Here is a 17,943-nt window from a genome sequence, read left to right on the forward strand (position 1 = left end):
GATTAATGTGCATATGCTTGCTTCTTCCCTGCATTGTTTCGCTCTGCGGCTTTCGGATACAGCCTGATGGTTTCCAATGTCTTGCCACGGCGCAGCGTGACCGTCGTCTCGCCGATGCCGTCCACGCTGGCCCCGCCTATCTTGTCGCCCACGCGCACCGTGCGCCCGTCGATCACCGCCACCCGGCGCCCGCTGCTGGCCACCAGCACCGATTGCAGTTGCGGCACGGCGCGCTCGGCAATGACGCCGGCATCATTGCCGGGCAGCGGCGCATCGGGCGGCCGGGTCGGATCGACCAGTCCTTGCGCACTCGCCGGCGCCGACAGCAGGGCCACCAGCAGCGCCAGGACACCCGCCTTCATAATGAAATCCATTTGTCGTCCAGGCTCAGGGTAAACAGGGTCAGGCGCAGGCTGGCGTTGGGATACTGTTCCACTACCAGGCTGGCGTCGCCCCAAAAAACACGCGTCGGCATCGCTTCGAGCGCTTCCATGTAGTTGACCATATCGATATAGCTGCCGCGCAGCACCACTTCCACGCCATGGCGGTACAGCAGCGGCGAGGTCTTGATGGCGGGCGCCGGCGGCACGGCCACGGCCGGCGCGGCTGCCGGCGGTACTGCCGCCAGGGCAGGCGCAGCAGCGGGGGCGGCGCCGCCCATCGGTGCGGACGGCAAGGTCTTGAGCGACTCCACGCGCAGCCTGGCGTGCTGGCGCAGCAGGCGTTCGAGCAGGAATACGATACGGTCCGGCGACACCAGCCCACTCTGGGCGGTGCGCAAGGTCGTGCTCAGGCCCGCCATTTCCTGGCGCAGGCGATCGAGCGCCTGGCGGTCCTGGGCATCCGGGTCGACGCCATTGCCGCGCATTTTCAGCACGATCTCGGCGTCGATGGTGATCATCGTCTGTTGCTGCTGCGCGATGGAGTCGTTGAGCATCTTCTGTTTGGCAAACAGCGGATTGAGCAGCAAGGAAAACAGCAGAAAAACCAGCAGCGCGGCGCAGGCGCCAAACGCCATCACGCGCTCGCGCAAGGTCAAGGCATCGATCTTGGCGGCCAGCTTGTGCCAGCCCTGTTTCAAGCTTTCGTCTTTCATGGTGTCGGCGCTCCCGCTTCGGCTGGCGTGGCCATCGATTGCAAGTCAAATTCCACATACGACAAGGGCAGCCGCCGCGCGGCCGGCGCCACCGGGGCCGCTGGCGTGGCAGTGGCCTGGTTGCCGGACGAACCCAGCGCCTGCAACAGCTCCGGCGGCAAACCGGCCAGCGCCGGCAGCGCCGACAGCGGCGCCGACGGTGCGGCAGGAGCAGAAACAGGTGCAGGCTGGGCAACGGCCGGGTCCGGTGTTTTCGGCACGCCGGCGGCGATATCGAGCCGCGCAAACGATTTGCCGCGCAAGACAGGATCCTTGCCCAGCGCATTGATATACGCCGGCACCAGCGCCGGCTGCAAGGCCCTGCCCTGCAAGCCGATATGACCGCCCGCGCCAGCGATACTGGCGCCGGTCAGCCACAAGCCGTCGACACGGGCCCGGGCAAAGGCGCGAAAATAGGGGGAATAACCTTGCGTATTGCCCAGGCTGCCGCCGGAGAGAATTTTTTGCGCTTCCAGCAAGGCGGACCGGTCGGCCTCGCCCTGCGCCAGCGCCTGGCCCACGGCCGGGTCCTTGACGCGCACCGGATACTCGGCCAGCACCGTGGTACGGCGCGCCTCGCGCGAAGCCAGCAGTTCGGTCGATTGCGCCGCCGCGTCTTCCAGCAAGCGCACCTGGCGCGCGCCATACCAGTACAGGCCGGCGCCTGTCAGCGCGATCAGCAGCAGGCCCTGGGCCATGGTGGCGGCCGCCAGCACCTGCTTGCGTTTCTCGAAAGCGGGATTGAACAGATTGATCTGCTGGCTCATGGCGCGGCCGCTTCCTGGCGCAACGCGGCGCCCAGGGTCAGGAAAAAGCGCGCCTGGCCGGCCGCATCCTGCAATGGCGGCAGGTCGGCGAAGTCGAACACGGTGACCAGGTCCAGCACCTCGACCGGCATGTACAGATTGTCGGCCAGGTAGCCGTGCAGGCCGTCCGTACCGGTGGGCGCCAGCACCAGCTTGATCACATTAATGAAGTGAAACTGACGGTCGAAATGGTCGAACGAGCGCTGCAGTTCAAGCGTGATCTTGTCGTAATACTGGTGTTTCTGATCGTCGCTGCCTTCGGCCAGCTGGGCCAGCTTGACGTCGATGCGGCGCGACAGATACAGCTCCGCATTGAAATTGACCGTCAGCAGGCCGCCATCGCCGTCGAACGACAGCATGGCCAGGCCGCGCCCCGGCGTTTCCAGCAGGGCGGCAATATTACGCTGGGCCATTTCAGGAATATCGATCACCGCCAGGCTGATCTTGGCGGCCGCATAGATGCCCTGGCGCTGGGCCACGGCGCTGTTTCTCGCCGCCACGGCAAACACCGACTGGCCGCGCACCGGCGCATTCTGGTCGGGCCGGATATCGAACACGTCGATGGTGGCATCGGCCAGCGGAAAGTCCAGCATGTCCTTCAGGCGCCAGCCCACCGCCGTCTTCAATTCCTCGGGCGGCACATTGGGCGCCTCCAGCGACAGCAACTGGTAGTCGGCCGCGCCCAGCAAGGTGGCGCAGCGGTAAGACGACGCCTGCATTTCCTTGCCCAGCTTTTCCATGGCCGGTGCCGCCGCTTTTGCGCCGGCATGCCACATGACGGCCTTCACTTGCGGCTTGTCGCCGGTGCGCGGCTGGACGAGCGCGGCGCACACTCCCTCGTTCGTCCATGCCGTGGCCAGCAATCCTTCCCGTTTTTTTGCTCTTGCGAATAAACCCATGCGACCAATCCACGATGAAAAGTACCGGCGGCGATGTTGCCACCAGAATAATGCATTGAATCAATTTTAATTCATCGCACCGCGTTGCAGTCTAAAAAATTAACAATTGACAATAAATATTCCAAAAACACCAAGCAAAATCAAGCGCTTGCGCAACATGCGCCCTGCGCTAGAACTCCGCCTGCAACCTGCGCCGCACATAATCCGTGCTGTTGCTGGTCGCCGCCGCCGTGCATGCGCCATTGACCGGCTGGTTGCACGCGACGGCCACCACCTGATAGCGCTTCAAGGCGCCGGGCCCGACGGTCAGGATGCATTGCACCGTCACCGTGAAGCCATTGGCCGGCACCACGAAGCTGCTGGGCGCCGCGCAACTATTGTTGCGCAGCTGGCGGTACAAGCCCCATTCGATGCCGGCGCGCGCCGCCTGGTAGGCGCGCGCACCCTGGATATCGAGCGAGGACGTGGTCTGCTGCACCGTGGTCAGGTTGACCAGCGCGGCGCCCAGCCCGGTCAGCACCACCAGCAGGAACACGGCGGTGACGATGCCGAAACCGCGGGCGGGCCGGCAGATGCGCTGGCGGTGGGGATGAAATCTGGTCTTCATGGCGTGTTGTTGACCTGTGCTTGCTGCTGCAAGGTGATCAGGCCGCCGCCGCTGCCGGCCTTGCCCAGCACCAGATTGATGGACACCAGGCCGCGCTGGACGTTGGCCAGTTCGGTGAAAATAAATCGGCAGTCGCTTACCTGGCCCGCCAGCAAGGCGCCGACGGGGGCATTGGCGAGGGGCTCGGCGCCCGCATTGACCGGTTGTGCTGGCTGGATCGCATAGCCCGAAAAGCGCCGCAAGGTGCCGCCGCCGTTGCCATCGGGTGCGCAAAAATAGGTGACGGGCGTGGTCACCACCTGGAAGCGGTTGCCTGGCGACGGTATCGACAGCGTGCTGGCATCGCTGACCAGGAAAGGATTGTCCGCCAGGGTGATATTGTTGCCGTTGACGGCAGTCACCGTGCCCCGGTTGCATTTGGTATTGCAATAATAGGCATCGACCGGCGAGGTGCCGCCACCGAGATTGTTGACCACGATAAAGTCACCGGGCACGATGGCTTGCGCACCGGTGGGCGCGGCGCCGACGATGGTGAAGACATTGGCGGGGGGTGGCGGCAAGGGATCGGTATCGAAGGCGAGCACATTGCCGGCCGTGTTGTCGTTGACGGACAGGTAGCGCCCGCCGGTCTTGGTCAGCAGCAGCTCCAGGTAACGGCCGCTGGGATCGACGCGCACGCTGTTGGGCAGCGCCAGGCGTACGTCGCGCGCGATGCGGCGCGTGGCCGTATCGGCGATATCGGCCAGCTCGACACGCGCGGCCGTATCGATATAGCTGCGCACCGGCACGGTGACAAACACCGCCACCATGCTGGACACGATGCCGAGGATGACGATCACCACCACCAGTTCGACCAGGGTAAAGCCGCGTGCGCGGCGCAAATGCAGGCGGCTCATATCAGGTTGGGCGCATAGCGCGTGCGGTAGCCGACCAGGGTAATAGACTGGTTGCCATACTTGACGACCACCGTGATGCGCAGCGCATTCATGTTGGCCGGCGTGGCGTCGGCCGGCGAGATTTGGGCGCCGGCGGGGCCCAGCGCCGCTTCGGGCGCCACGGCCACAGTCACCTTATATTGGGTCGGAAATTTGATATTCGAGGCATCCCGGTCATACTCCAGCGGCGTATTGAACGCGCGTACATAGTCAGTCACATTGTAATAAGGACGACCTATCGTCGATGACGCAGCGCCAACATTCTGCGGCACGGTGCAATCAGCCACACTGGCGGCCGTCTCCACCGCCGGGTCTTGAATCGGGTTGCAAAAAGTGTAGCGCGCCAGTTGCACTTCTTCCAGCATGGATTCGGCCAACACCAGCGCCTGCTTGCGCAGCTGCGGATCGGCGCTGTTGGCGGTGGTAAAACTGATCACCCGCAGCACGCCCAGCACGGCCACGCTGACAATCACGATAAACACCGTCAGCTCGATCAACGTGAAGCCGCTTTGCGCACCGGCCAACGCTCGCTTGCAGCTAGTGGACATAGCCGGTCTCCGCTTCGACCACCACGGTGCGCGTATTGCCGCCACCGGCAATCGCGATGGTCAGGCCCGCGAACGTCGACACCGGATCGACATTTCCGCTCAGGAAGGGCCGTCCGAGGGCATTGAAATACATCACCGGATTGACCGGCTGCATGGTGTAGCTGACGTTATTCGGCCGGCCTTCGCAAAACCAGGTGGCTGCCGTGCCGCATTGCGCCACAGTCGCGCTGCTGCGCGAATTGGCGCCGGCCGGCGCCAGCACGAGGTTGGCCTCATCGCAGGCGGCGTTGAAACACAGGGCGATGCGGTTGGCGCCGAGCACGGCAAACACGGGCCGGCCCTGTGCGATCGCCAGCTTTTGCGCATAGCGCAGCATGTTCAGGTTTTGATCGGTAAAGGTGCGCGCGTCGAAGGATTCATTCTGCACGAAACGCGGCGCGGCAAAGGCGGCCAGTATGCCGACGAGCACGATCACGGCCACCAGCTCGATCAAGGTGAAGCCGCGCGCATGAGCATGCGTAATTACAATCCGATCTCGCAAGGCCGTAGGATACGCCATCATGCAACCCGTAACGATTCAGCGGCGGCCGCCGGGCCAAGCCGGCGGCGCCCATAAAAAAGCCCAACAGACACATAGCGTGTTGGGCTCCATCTGCACCGCACCCGCATCACGCAGGCGGCGCGCATCCATTCTCAGGACGCGCGCAAGGCGCCATTAACAGCCACTCTCATTTTTCGCAAAGCCTGGCATGCCAGTCGTCGCTCCTGTGGCATTCGACGCTGCCGTATATGTGATGCTGCAATTAGTACGGCCGTCCACCAGATACAAGCCAGGCGTCGTGTTTGTGTAGCCGGACATGTTCACTGCCTTACCGATCGTGTCGACAGTCGGGTAACCTGCCGTGATATCAACGTCTTCGCCTTCCATCTTGATCGGCGAGACGTTGCTGCCCAACGCCAGCCACTGCGCGTGGGCCAGCGAAGCGCCACTACGCAATGCGCCTTCTGCCGCATTCAGGCTGGCGACACGCGCTTGCTTGCCCATGTCGATAAACTTGGGAATGGCGGTAGCGGCCAGAATGCCCAGGATCACAATCACAACGATCAGTTCGATCAACGTAAAACCCGCTTGGGCACCTTGTTTGAAACTGCGTAACGACTTATTCATGCGGATCTCCAAAATCAATGTAAATGTTTCACCCACAAACAGAAAGCTGCTTGCATTTAAGTACTAATTACCACTTTACGGCACGTTCCTGCTGACCAGCGGCACCAATTCGACCCTTGCGGTGTCCCGGGCATGCGTGATTTCCGCTCCCTGCGACAAGCTTACCTTGAATTGCAGCAAGTCGAAACCCTGAGCATCAAAAGTATTGCTCTTATTTAACAAATATACCAATTTTCCATCACTCCTGTCAAAAAACCAATTGCCTGAGACAAGTTTTTTTACATCGGGGGAATAAATTTCTCCCAGATAATTGGGCGGCTTCTGCGCCAGCCAGTTCATGGGATTCTGGCCGGCCAGCGCGGGAATCTCCTTCTGCCGGCCGGCGATCATCAAGGCATACGTCTGCAACTGCACTTCCGTGCGCAGGGCCGTCAGCGTTTGCTCATAGGCCAGCCGCTCGGCCTCGTCGCGGTAAAAAGCCATTCGGCTCAGCAGTACCACGATGAGGATGCCTATCACCGACACCACCACCGCCAGTTCGAACAGCGTAAAACCCCGCCCTGCCCGGCGGCCACGTACCACCTTTTCCGAGATCGGCATACACCCCGTCATTTGTTCATGGCCACGCGACCCAGATCCCAGATCGGCAGGAAGATGCCCAGCGCCAGCACCAGCACCATGGCGCCCAAAAATGTGATCAGGATGGGTTCGATCTGCGCCGACAAGGTTTTCAACTCATAATCCACTTCGCGCTCGTACATGGCGGCGATTTCATCCATCAGCTCATCGAGCGACCCCGACTCCTCGCCGATGGCGATCATCTGCAGCACCACCGGCGTGAAGACGCCGGCCGCCACCGAGGTACGCAAAATGCTTTCGCCCCGTTCGACGCCATCGCGCATCTGCTCCACGCGCGCGCACAGGTAGGCGTTGTCCACCGTCTGCGACACCACCGTCAGCGCCTGCACGATGGGCACGCCGCTGGAGCTGGACAGGGCAAAGCTGCGCGCGAAGCGGGCCATGGTGCCCTTGAGCAAAATCTTTCCGGCGAGAGGAAAACGCAGTTTCAAGCGATCCCAGTTATAGCGGCCAGGCACCGTGCGCAGCCATGCCTTGAAGCCGGCCACCCCGGCCACCATCACGGCCAGCATGGCTGGCCAGTAATTGACGGTAAGCGACGAGGTGCCGATCAGGATGCGCGTCATCGGCGGCAGCTCGGCCTTGAAGCTGGCAAACACCTGTTGAAACTGGGGAATCACGAAGATATTGACGACCGCCATCGCCAGTATCATGGCGACAATCACAAAGGTCGGGTAGCGCGTGGCCGACTTGACGCGGGCGCGCATGTCGCGGTCGAACTCCAGGTGGTCGAACAGGCGCAGGAAGACGTCATCGAGGCGGCCCGTCATTTCGCCCACGCGCACCATCGACAGGTAAAACGGCGTAAAGACGGCCGGGTGGCGCGCCATGGCGGCCGACAGTTCGCGCCCGGCGTCGAGCGACTCGCGCACGTCCTTGATGACGCGGCCAAATGCGGGACTGACGGCCGACTCCTGCAGACCGGCCAGGCCGCGCATGATGGGCACGCCGGCTTTCAGCAGGGTGTACATCTGGCGGCTGAACAGTTGCACGTCCATCGAGGTGACTTTTTTCTCGGAAAAGCGCTGCCACAGGCTGATATCGCTGCTGGCCGTCACCGCCTTTTTGGTCTGCACGATATCGACCGGCGTGGCGCCGGTGGCGAACAGCTGGTTGGCCACCGCGCCGCTGTCGGCGCCCTCCATCACGCCCTGCAGCAGTTCGCCGCTGGCGTTACGGGCTTTGTAGGCGAAAAACGGCACGTTACTCCTCGTTCTGGTTGCTGATGCGCATCGCTTCGGAAATCGTCGTGCGTCCCTGCACCACCAGTTGCACCGCGTGGCGGCGCAGGGTTTCGCCGGCCATCTCGGCGTTGGCCGCTTTCAGGAAGTGCGAAGGGTCGGCATGGTTGGCGGCGTCGACCACTTCGCGCGTCATTTCCAGCAGTTCATACACGCCGGTACGGCCGCGGTACCCCATGCCGTTGCAGTGCGAACAGCCCTTGCCGTGGTGATACTGGGTGCGGTCGACCAGCTCGCCGAGCTCCATGCGCAGCCATTCAGCCTCGGTTGGCGTCGGCACATAGGGCGTGGTGCAGCTTTCGCAGATCACGCGCACCAGGCGCTGCGCCAGCACGGCCTGCAGCGAGCTGCCCACCATATAGCGCGGCACGCCCATGTCCATCAGGCGCAGCGGGGTGCTGGCCGCGTCGTTGGTGTGGAGTGTGGACAACACCAGGTGACCGGTCATCGCGGCGCGCAGGCCGATCTGCGCCGTTTCCTGGTCGCGCATCTCGCCCACCAGCACGATGTCCGGGTCTTGCCGCAGGGCAGAACGCAGCACGCGCGCAAAGTTCAGCTCGATCTTGTCGTTGACCTGCACCTGGTTGATGCCGGCCAGCCGGTATTCGACGGGGTCTTCCACCGTGATCAGCTTTTTTTCCACCGAATTGAGCTCGGCCAGCGCGCAATACAGGGTGGTGGTCTTGCCGCTACCGGTCGGCCCCGTTACCAGCACCAGGCCGTTCGGGCGCTGCACGATGGCGCGGAATTTCTTGACCAGCGCCGGCGGCATGCCGATCGCGTCCAGGCGCAGCGAGGTGCCGCCCTGGTTCAGCAGCCGCATCACCACCGATTCGCCATATTGCGTCGGCATGGTGGAAATACGCACGTCGATGCGCTGGTTTTTTACGCGGATGGCGAAACGGCCGTCCTGCGGCAGGCGCTTTTCGGAAATATCGAGGTCCGACATCAATTTGAGGCGCAGCGCCAGCGAGGGCGCGATCTTGATGTCCGCTTCCGTCTGCAGATGCAGCACGCCGTCGATGCGGAAACGGATCTGCAGCCGGCTTTCCTGCGGTTCGATATGGATGTCCGAGGCGCGCACCTGGGTCGCATCGTCGAACACCGATTGCAGCAGCTTGACGATCGGCGCTTCTTCCAGGCCCGGATTGGCGGCCAGCGCGCCGAAGTCGACCGAGACGTCGCCCAGGTCCTGCTCCAGCTCGCGCGTCAGGGTGGAAATATCTTCGGTACGGCGATAGATGCGGTCGATCGCCGCCAGCACTTCGGTTTCGTTGACCACCGCCAATTCGATATTGCGCTTGACCAGGCGCGCGATCTCGTCGTAGGCGAACAGGTCGGTCGGGTCGGACATGCCGACCAGCAAGCCTTCGCGGCGGTCTTCCAGCACCAGCGCGCGGAAGCGGCGGGCCTGGGTTTCCGGCAGCAAGCGCACCAGTTCCGCATTGATGTTGAAAAACTTCAGATTGATATAGGGAATATCGAGCTGGCGCGCCAGGGCGCCCGAGATCTGTTCTTCCGTGACATAGCCATGCTCGATGAACACCCGGCCCAGCTTGCGGCCCGAACGTTTCTGCTCCGTCAAGGCCATGCCCAACTGTTCTTCCGTCAGCAACTTCTGCTGCACCAAAATTTCACCGAGCCGGACTTTCTCTGGCCTTGCCATGCTTGCTCCTCAACAGGTTCGACAGCGCACGCGCGTGACGGCGTGCATGCGCATTTTATTCCAGAACATGTTGTTTCTTAAAGAAAATATATTGCCCGGCTTGATATCCCGATTTACGGCGCCCCTGCAAGTAAACACTTGCCGTGCATACGCCCCCATGGCAATAATAGTGGTCGATCACTGATTTTTACTGACATTCCTGCCTTCATGAGCGACTGCGCCATCCGCTACCACAACGTGCATAAACAGTTGAAAGGCAACCCTGTGCTGCGCGGCGTCGACCTGTCGCTCAGGCCCGGTGAACTGTTCGGCCTGGCCGGCGTGAACGGCGCCGGCAAGACCACCCTGCTGCATTGCCTGTTCGATTTCTGCACGCCCGACGCGGGCGAGATCAGCATCTTCGGCCAGGGCCACCGGCACAGCGCGGCGCGCGCGCCGCTGTCGTTCCTGCCCGAGCGCTTCCAGGCGCCGTATTACCTGAGCGGGCGCGATTTCCTGCGGTACCTGCTGGGCTTGCAGCAAGTACCGTGGGACGAGGCCGCCGCCAGGCGGGCGGCCGACGCGCTGGAACTGGCGCCGGAAGCCTTGCAGCGCCAGGCGCGCAGCTATTCCAAGGGCATGATGCAAAAGCTGGGGCTGCTTGCATGTTTGCTGTCGGGCAAGCGGCAACTGGTGCTCGACGAACCGATGAGCGGGCTGGACCCGAAGGCGCGCGCCTTGTTCAAGCAGGCGCTGCGTGAATTGCGCGCGCAGGGACGCGGCGTGTTTCTCACCTCGCATGCGCTGGCCGACATCGACGAGTTGTGCGACCGCATGGCCATCCTGCATGCGGGACGCATGGTGTTTGTCGGCACGCCGGCGGAATGCCGCCAGCGCCACGGCGGCGGCCCGCAGGCGAGCCTGGAGCAGGCTTTTCTCAATTGCATCGCCGCATGAACAGCCAAGTGACGCCGCGCGGCATGTACCTTGAGCATTTCGGCTTGCGCGCGGCGCCGTTCGGCATCACGCCCGATCCGCTGTTCTTTTACCCGGGCAACACGCGCGGCGAGCTGCTGGCCGCGCTGCTGTACGCCGTGCTGCAGGGCGAAGGCATCATCAAGCTGTCCGGCGAAGTGGGCAGCGGCAAGACCATGCTGTGCCGCATGCTGGCCGAACGCCTGCCGCCGCAGGTCGACGTGCTGTATTTGCTGAACCCGCGCCTGGAGCCGGACGAGGTATTGCGCGCCATCGGCAGCGAACTGGGCCTGGACATGGATGGTTGCCGGCCCGATGCCGTGCTGCGCGCCCTGCATGGCGAACTGATCGCCCGCCATGCGGCAGGCCGCTCGGTGGTGCTGCTGGCCGAGGAAGCGCAAGGCATGCCGGTCGATACTCTCGAAGCGGTGCGCCTGTTGACCAACCTGGAAACGGCCAGCCACAAGCTGCTGCAGATCGTGCTGTTCGGCCAGCCCGAGCTGGACCGCACGCTGGACTTGCCGCAGCTGCGGCAATTAAAGGAGCGCATCACGCACAGCTTCACCATGCCGCGCCTGCCGATGGCCTTGCTGCCCGACTACCTGGCCTGCCGCCTGGCCGCCGCCGGGCGCGCCTCGCCGCTGCGCTTCGAGCGCGGCGCCCTGCGCCTCCTGGCGCGCGCCTCGCAGGGCACCGTGCGCCGTGTCAATATCCTGGCAGACAAGGCCTTGCTGGCCGCCTATGCCGACGACGCACAGCACGTCGCCACGCGCCATCTGCGCCTGGCGCTGGCCGATGCGCCATTTCACGACGGCAAGCCCTGGTACCAGGGCCGTGTGCTGGCGGCGGCGCTGCTGCTGCTGGCGATGCTGGCGCTGGCGGCGCTACTGCTGTGGCAAGCGGCATAAATCGCCTGAAAAATTACCTTAAAGAATTAATTATATCCACGTAGAAATTTAATGATTTATTTGGCAACCCACTTGGCGTGGCGGCAATGCACTTTATTTTTCCAACTCGCCGGCTACGGCTGGCGGCAGGCCGGATTTTAGGGGATCATGATGGGTAAAATTGCAAAAGCACAACATGACTTCACGGGCGACCGCTGCATGAACAAACCCTCTCTTCTTGTGCTCGCTTCCTGCGTCACCGCTGTCTGCTCTACCCTGCTTGCCGGTTGTGCCGCGCCGCAACTGCCGCTGTCGGCCTCGCATGTCGATGAGGCGCCGCGCGTGACCGGGGCGATACCCGAACCGGTACGGCAAAGCGCCGCCCTGCCCGCGCCATCGGCCGCGCCGAAAGTCGAGACCTACAGCGTCACGGTGCACAAGGTGCCGGTGCAATCCTTGCTGTTCGCGCTGGCGCGCGACGCCGGCATGAATGTCGATATCCACCCGGATATTGCGGGCAACGTCACGCTCAACGCCCTGAACCAGACCCTGCCTCAATTGCTGTCGCGCATCGCCAACCAGGTCGACATGCGCTACGAGATCGACGGCAAAAATTTGCTGGTGATGCCGGACGCGCCCGTCTGGCGCAATTACAAGGTCGATTATGTGAACATGGCGCGCAGCACCAACAGCAGCGTCAATATCGCCACGCAGATTTCCACCGCCGGCGGCGGTGCCGGCAACAGCGGCGCCACGTCCACCAGCGGCAACCAGGGCAGCAGCGGCAATGGCAACAACAATTCCACCACCCTGGTGGTGAATCGCTCGGAAAACAATTTCTGGTACAGCCTGGAAAAGAATATCCGCGACCTGCTGCGCGAGACCACGCTCAACGATCCGCTGGCCGACCCGCTGGCGCAGCTGAACCAGCAGCTGACGGCGCTGCAGGGACAAGGGCAAGCACAGGCCCAGGGTCAGCAGGGCAACCCGAACCAGGGCGGCAATCCCGCGGCGCAGCCCTATGCCGGCCAGAACCCGGCATCTGCGGGCCAGTACGGCACGCAGATGCCGCAAGTGCCACAGAACCAGGCGCCCAATGCGAACAACACGGCCAATAACAATAACGCGGCGGCGCTCGATGCGAATGGCTTGCCGCTATTAAAACTGGCCAACAAGGGTGGCGCGTCGTCGGTGGTGGTCAATACCGAAGGTGGCCTGATCGCGGTGCGCGCCACCGGGCGCCAGCATGAAAAGATCCGCGAATTCCTCGACCTGGTCACCAGCAGCGCCAAGCGGCAAGTGCTGATCGAGGCCACCATCATGGAAGTGCGCCTGAACCGCGAATACCAGCAGGGCATCAACTGGTCGCGCCTGACGGGCAGCCTGCGCCTGAACCAGGGCCAGGTCGGCACGCTGGCCCTGCCGTCCGCCGCCGCCCCGAATGCCTCGCCCGGCATCTTCCTGCTCAATTACATGAAGGACAGTTTTACCACCACCATCCAGCTGCTCGAATCGTTCGGCAAGGTGAAAGTGCTGTCCAGCCCCAAGATCAGCGTGCTGAACAACCAGACGGCGATGCTGAAAGTGGTCGACAACAACGTCTTCTTTACCATCAAGGTGACGCCCGCCGTGACCAGCTCGACCGGCACCATCATCACGCCGGCCACCTATGAATCGAAGCTGGAAACGGTGCCGGTCGGCTTCGTGATGAGCGTGACGCCGCAAATTTCCGACAGCGACGTCGTCACTCTCAATGTACGCCCCACCATCACGCGCATCGTCGGCTATGTGCAGGACCCGAATCCGGCCCTGGCCAATGTGCAAAGCCGGGTACCGGTGATCCAGGCGCGCGAACTGGAATCGATCATGAAGGTCGACAGCGGCCAGATCGCCGTGATGGGTGGCCTGATGCAGGATTCCATCGACAACACGAAAGATGGCGTGCCGGGCCTGTCCAGCCTGCCCGTGGTCGGCAATCTGTTCACCTACCGCAATGAAGCGAGCACCAAGACGGAACTGGTGATCTTCATGCGCCCGGTGGTGGTCAAGGACGCCAGCATCGAGGGCGATTTCCGCGACTACCGCTACCTGCTGCCCGGCCAGGCGCCGCTGAACAGCCAACCCTATACGGAAACGCCGGTGGCACGCGGGCAAGGAGAAACCCCATGAGTTTGCTGATGCAGGCGCTCAAGAAGGCCGAGCGCGCAAAACAGAACAGTCTGCACGAAGAGGAACTGGACAAACCGTCCGAGGCCTACGACCAGGTACTGGAACTGGCGCCGGCCGACGCACCGCTGGCGCCATCCGCGCCGCTGCCGCCGGTGCCGGAATTTACGTCAGGGCTGAGCCTGGAACCGTTGCATGGCGCGCCGGCGGCCGCGCCGGAGCCGCCAGCCACGCCGCCCCCGCCGCAGGCCGAAGCGCCGCAGCCCAAGCCCCGCCCTGCCCCGGCTCAGGCGCCGCCACCTTCCGGCGCCAGCCGCAAGCGCACGCCGCCGCGCGCGCCCGTCAGTGTCGACCCGGCCACCGTGCGCCTGGGCGTGCTGCTGGGCATCTTGCTGCTGGTGGTGTGCGCCATGGCCTACTGGTACTGGCGCGCCAGCAGCAGCCCCGGCGCGGGCGCCAACCTGCCCGGCGTGCCGATGCCGCTGACCGACGCGCCTGGCACGGCCGGCAATGCCGGGCCGATGGTGATCGTGCCGCCGGCCAACAACGCACCGGCGTCGGAGGCGTTCAACGACGCGCCTGCGCAGACGCAAAATGATGCCCGCCAGGGTGCCAGCGCGGCCGAACAGCAGGCGATGATACAGTCGGCCGTGCAGCAGGCGGTGGCGGCCCAGCTGGCGCAGATGCCGCCGCCCGCGCTGCCACCCGTGATGGCGCCGAACAACCAGCAGATCCAGGTGCTGCGCAACGATACGGCGCCGCAGATCAATCCCGGCGTGCAGCAAGGCTACCAGGCGCTGGCCAGCGGCCAGCTGGGCGCCGCCCGCCAGCAATATGAAGCCGTGCTGCAGCAGGACCCCGTCAACCGCGACGCCCTGCTGGGCCTGGCGGCCGTGGCGCAGCAGGGCAACCAGGGGCCGCAGGCGGCCGCGCTGTATTTGCGCTTGCTGGAAATGAATCCGGACGACGGCGTGGCCCTGGCCGGCCTGATCGGCCTGCGCCAGGGCGACCTGGTGCAAAGCGAATCGCGCCTGAAAGCGATCCTCGCGCGCACGCCCGAAAGCGGCCCGGTGCTGTTTGCGCTGGGCAATGTGTACGCGCAGCAGCGCCGCTGGCCGGAAGCCCAGCAGCAATTCTTCCGTGCCTACAGCGCCGTGCCCGGCAATGCCGACTATGCCTACAACCTGGCGATCGGCCTGGACCGGCTGAACCAGCCGAAACTGGCCGCGACATATTACCAGCGCGCCCTGACCCTGGCGCAGACCACGCCGTCGGCCTTCGATCGCGCCGCGGCGCAGCAACGGCTGGGTGAACTGGGCGGGCCGGCCAGCTCGGCCACGCCGGGCATCGTGATTACGCGTCAGGAATAAAGCCGCATGCCAGAACAAACCAAACTTCCGCTGGGCAAATTGCTGATCAAGAAAGGCGTGATCAGCGAAGACCAGCTGCGCATCGCGCTGATCGAGCAAAAACGCAGCAGCGAGCCGCTGGGCAAACTGCTGATCACGCTCGGTTTCGTGACGGAAGCGACCGTGCGCATGGCGCTCAGCGAAAACCTGAAGCAGGAAAGCGCGGACCTGGCCAGCCTGGTGGTCGATGCCATCGCCTTGAAGCTGATCCCGAAGGAAGTGGCCAAGCGTTATCGCGTGTTTCCCATCGTCTATGAGCGGCAGACGGACAACCTGATACTGGCCATGGCCGACACCAGCAATATCGTCGCGCTCGACCAGATCAGCGCCATGCTGGTCAAGGGCATCACGATTTCCACCGTGCTGGTCAATGAATCCGATATCTCGCGCGCCATCGACCAGTACTATGGTTTCGAACTGTCGATCGACGGCATCCTGCACGAGATCGAAACGGGCGAAGTCAATTACCAGAGCATGGCCTCGCCGTCGGACGAATACAGCCAGCCCATGGTGCGCCTGATCGATGCCCTGCTGGCCGACGCGGTGCAGAACGGCGCCTCGGACATCCATTTCGAACCGGAACAGTCGTTCCTGCGCATCCGCTACCGCATCGACGGCATCCTGCGCCAGATCCGCAGCCTGCACAAATCGTACTGGCCGGCCATGGCCGTGCGCCTGAAGGTGATCTCGAACATGAATATCGCCGAGGCGCGCGCGCCGCAGGACGGCCGCATCACGATCCGCTTTTCAGGCCGGCAAATCGACTTTCGCGCCTCGGCGCAACCGACCACGCATGGCGAAAACTTCGTGCTGCGCGTGCTGGACCGGCAAAAAGGCATTGTCCCGCTCGACTCGCTGGGGCTGGCCGAGCGCGAGCTGAACTTGCTGAAACTGATGATCGCGCGCCCCGACGGCGTGATCCTGGTGACGGGCCCGACCGGTAGCGGCAAGACCACCACCTTGTATTCCATCATCAACCATATCAATACGGAAAGCGTCAACATCATGACGCTGGAGGACCCGGTTGAGTATCCGATGAACATGATACGGCAGACTTCGGTCAACGAATCCGTGAAACTGGGCTTTGCCGACGGCATCCGCTCGATGATGCGGCAGGACCCCGACATCATCCTGGTGGGCGAGATCCGCGACCGCGAAACGGCCGAGATGGCGTTTGCGGCCGCCATGACGGGCCACCAGGTGTATTCCACCCTGCACACCAATTCAGCCATCGGTTCGCTGCCGCGCCTGCTCGATATCGGCATCCTGCCCGACATTATGGCCGGCAATATCATCGGCATCATCGCCCAGCGCCTGGTACGCAAACTGTGTCCGCATTGCAAGGAAACCGTGGTGGCCGACGATGTCGAGCGGCGCTTGCTGGGCCTGCAGCCGGAAGACCCGCCGGCCAGCATCTGCCACTCCGTGGGATGCGAACGCTGCGCGCACCAGGGCTACAAGGGCCGCCTGGCGATCATGGAATTGCTGAAAATGACGCCCGAGCTGGACGAACTGACGTCGCGCCGCGCCAGCTTGCGCGAGCTGAAAAGCACGGCGCGCGCGGGCGGTTTTCACTCGCTGGTCGACGATGGCCTGCGCCGCGTGCGCGACGGCACCACCACCCTGGAAGAAGTGGCGCGCGTGGTCGACCTGACGGACAGGCTGTCCTGATGGCGCAATATGTCTACCGCGCCATGGATGCCGCCGGCGAGCTCATTCCCGGCAGCATGGAAGCGGCCAATGTGCCCGACCTGGAGGCGCGCCTGCACCGCATGCAACTGGACCTGATCGACTGCAAGCTGACGGGCCAGCATCTGGTGCTGTTTGGCAAGCGCGTGATCCAGCGGCGCGACCTGATCAACTTCTGTTTCCATATGGAGCAGCTGACGGGCGCGGGCGTGCCCATCCTCGACGGCCTGAATGATTTGCGGGAAAGCACAGACCATCCGCGCTTGCGCGAAGTGGTGACCGATTTGATCGAAAGCATCGAAGGCGGCTTGCCGCTGTCCGGCGCGCTGGCCCAGCATGATGATATTTTTGACGCCACATTTACCAGCCTGATCCTTGCTGGCGAGCAGAGCGGCAAGATCGCCGAGGTCTTCAAGAACCTGTCGGAAAGCCTGAAGTGGCAGGATGAACTCGCTTCGCAGACGCGCAAGATCGTCATGTATCCGGTGGTGGTCGCCATCGTGGTGGCCGCCGTGACGTTTTTCCTGATGATCTACCTGGTGCCGCAACTGACGGCGTTTATCCGCAATATGGGTGGCGAGTTGCCGCTGCATACGCGCGCGCTGATTGTCGTGTCGAATATCTTTATCGATTACTGGGCCGTGCTGCTGGCCCTGCCCGTGCTGGTTTTTTTCGGCCTGCGCGCCTGGCTCAAGCGCAGCGAAACGGCGCGTTATCTGTTCGACGGCCTCAAATTACGGCTGTGGCTGGTCGGCCCGGTGCTGCACAAGATCATTCTGGCCCGTTTCGCCACCTTTTTTGCGCTGATGTACGCCTCGGGCATCACCATCCTCGAATGCATCCGCTTGTCGGAAGGCATCGCCGGCAACCGCGTGGTGGCGGCAGGCCTGCGCCGCGCCGCCCAGCTGATCGCCGAAGGCCACGGCGTGACCAGCGCTTTCCAGCACACGGGCATCTTCCCGCCGCTGGTGATCCGCATGCTGAAGGTGGGCGAAGCGACCGGCTCGCTCGACACGGCCTTGCGCAACGTCAGCTATTTCTATAATCGCGAAGTAAAGGAATTGATCGAGAAAGTGCAAGCCATGATAGAGCCGGCCATGACGGTGATCCTGGGCCTGTTGCTGGGCTGGATCATGCTGTCGGTGCTGGGGCCGATTTACGACACGATCAGCACTATCAAAACCTGAGGCCGCC

General features: G+C 63.3%; 18 protein-coding genes. 6 read left to right on the plus strand and 12 right to left on the minus strand.

Annotation, left to right across the window (positions count from 1 at the left end; translation table 11 throughout):
* Nucleotides 1–2: 2 nt before the first annotated feature.
* The 12 genes from Q8L25_RS23300 to Q8L25_RS23355 form a co-directional block, all read right to left on the minus strand.
* A complete protein-coding gene (locus Q8L25_RS23300) occupies nt 3–362 on the minus strand; it encodes an MSHA biogenesis protein MshK (RefSeq protein WP_308921666.1) in 360 nt (119 codons plus the stop codon).
* Nucleotides 359–1,096, minus strand: coding sequence for a hypothetical protein (locus Q8L25_RS23305; RefSeq protein ID WP_308921667.1), 738 nt, complete (start codon nt 1,094–1,096; stop codon nt 359–361). Before Q8L25_RS23305 ends, Q8L25_RS23300 begins: the two co-directional genes overlap by 4 nt.
* On the minus strand, nt 1,093–1,902 hold the full coding sequence (locus Q8L25_RS23310) for an MSHA biogenesis protein MshA (protein ID WP_308921668.1): 810 nt from the start codon (nt 1,900–1,902) through the stop codon (nt 1,093–1,095). Before Q8L25_RS23310 ends, Q8L25_RS23305 begins: the two co-directional genes overlap by 4 nt.
* On the minus strand, nt 1,899–2,840 hold the full coding sequence (locus Q8L25_RS23315; RefSeq protein WP_308921669.1) for an agglutinin biogenesis protein MshI: 942 nt from the start codon (nt 2,838–2,840) through the stop codon (nt 1,899–1,901). Before Q8L25_RS23315 ends, Q8L25_RS23310 begins: the two co-directional genes overlap by 4 nt.
* A gap of 169 nt (nt 2,841–3,009) precedes the next feature.
* On the minus strand, nt 3,010–3,447 hold the full coding sequence (locus tag Q8L25_RS23320) for a PilX N-terminal domain-containing pilus assembly protein (RefSeq protein ID WP_308921670.1): 438 nt from the start codon (nt 3,445–3,447) through the stop codon (nt 3,010–3,012).
* Nucleotides 3,444–4,343: a prepilin-type N-terminal cleavage/methylation domain-containing protein gene (locus Q8L25_RS23325; RefSeq protein WP_308921671.1), complete on the minus strand. Its 900-nt coding sequence runs from the start codon at nt 4,341–4,343 to the stop codon at nt 3,444–3,446. Before Q8L25_RS23325 ends, Q8L25_RS23320 begins: the two co-directional genes overlap by 4 nt.
* Entirely contained in the window at nt 4,340–4,930 is a 591-nt protein-coding gene (locus Q8L25_RS23330; protein ID WP_308921672.1) for a prepilin-type N-terminal cleavage/methylation domain-containing protein, read from the minus strand. The genes Q8L25_RS23325 and Q8L25_RS23330 overlap by 4 nt, the downstream gene beginning before the upstream one ends.
* Nucleotides 4,920–5,423 carry a Tfp pilus assembly protein FimT/FimU gene (locus Q8L25_RS23335; RefSeq protein ID WP_374694196.1) on the minus strand — a complete coding sequence of 168 codons (504 nt, stop codon included), beginning with the start codon at nt 5,421–5,423 and terminating at the stop codon, nt 4,920–4,922. Before Q8L25_RS23335 ends, Q8L25_RS23330 begins: the two co-directional genes overlap by 11 nt.
* A gap of 222 nt (nt 5,424–5,645) precedes the next feature.
* Nucleotides 5,646–6,098, minus strand: coding sequence for a type II secretion system protein (locus Q8L25_RS23340; RefSeq protein WP_308921674.1), 453 nt, complete (start codon nt 6,096–6,098; stop codon nt 5,646–5,648).
* Nucleotides 6,099–6,173: 75 nt separating this feature from the next.
* Entirely contained in the window at nt 6,174–6,698 is a 525-nt protein-coding gene (locus Q8L25_RS23345) for a type II secretion system protein (protein WP_308921675.1), read from the minus strand.
* Nucleotides 6,699–6,706: 8 nt separating this feature from the next.
* Nucleotides 6,707–7,939 carry a type II secretion system F family protein gene (locus Q8L25_RS23350; protein WP_308921676.1) on the minus strand — a complete coding sequence of 411 codons (1,233 nt, stop codon included), beginning with the start codon at nt 7,937–7,939 and terminating at the stop codon, nt 6,707–6,709.
* Nucleotide 7,940: 1 nt separating this feature from the next.
* Entirely contained in the window at nt 7,941–9,644 is a 1,704-nt protein-coding gene (locus tag Q8L25_RS23355) for a GspE/PulE family protein (protein ID WP_308921677.1), read from the minus strand.
* Between the two features lie 207 nt (nt 9,645–9,851).
* Between Q8L25_RS23355 and Q8L25_RS23360 the strand changes: the two genes are divergently transcribed.
* The 6 genes from Q8L25_RS23360 (at nt 9,852) to Q8L25_RS23385 (ending at nt 17,936) form a co-directional block, all read left to right on the plus strand.
* Nucleotides 9,852–10,580 (plus strand): ABC transporter ATP-binding protein, encoded by a 729-nt coding sequence (locus tag Q8L25_RS23360; protein WP_308921678.1) that lies wholly within the window; start codon nt 9,852–9,854, stop codon nt 10,578–10,580.
* A complete protein-coding gene (locus Q8L25_RS23365; RefSeq protein ID WP_308921679.1) occupies nt 10,577–11,506 on the plus strand; it encodes an AAA family ATPase in 930 nt (309 codons plus the stop codon). The genes Q8L25_RS23360 and Q8L25_RS23365 overlap by 4 nt, the downstream gene beginning before the upstream one ends.
* A gap of 198 nt (nt 11,507–11,704) precedes the next feature.
* Nucleotides 11,705–13,654, plus strand: a complete 1,950-nt coding sequence (gene mshL, locus Q8L25_RS23370) for a pilus (MSHA type) biogenesis protein MshL (protein ID WP_308921680.1) — start codon at nt 11,705–11,707, stop codon at nt 13,652–13,654.
* The gene (locus Q8L25_RS23375) at nt 13,651–15,021 is read left to right on the plus strand and encodes a tetratricopeptide repeat protein (protein WP_308921681.1); all 1,371 of its coding nucleotides are present in this window, start codon (nt 13,651–13,653) and stop codon (nt 15,019–15,021) included. Before mshL ends, Q8L25_RS23375 begins: the two co-directional genes overlap by 4 nt.
* A 6-nt stretch (nt 15,022–15,027) precedes the next feature.
* Nucleotides 15,028–16,731 carry an ATPase, T2SS/T4P/T4SS family gene (locus tag Q8L25_RS23380; RefSeq protein WP_308921682.1) on the plus strand — a complete coding sequence of 568 codons (1,704 nt, stop codon included), beginning with the start codon at nt 15,028–15,030 and terminating at the stop codon, nt 16,729–16,731.
* The gene (locus Q8L25_RS23385; RefSeq protein ID WP_308921683.1) at nt 16,731–17,936 is read left to right on the plus strand and encodes a type II secretion system F family protein; all 1,206 of its coding nucleotides are present in this window, start codon (nt 16,731–16,733) and stop codon (nt 17,934–17,936) included. The genes Q8L25_RS23380 and Q8L25_RS23385 overlap by 1 nt, the downstream gene beginning before the upstream one ends.
* The last annotated feature ends 7 nt before the right edge of the window (nt 17,937–17,943 follow it).

This window comes from Janthinobacterium sp. J1-1, assembly GCF_030944405.1.
Lineage (GTDB): Bacteria > Pseudomonadota > Gammaproteobacteria > Burkholderiales > Burkholderiaceae_D > Janthinobacterium.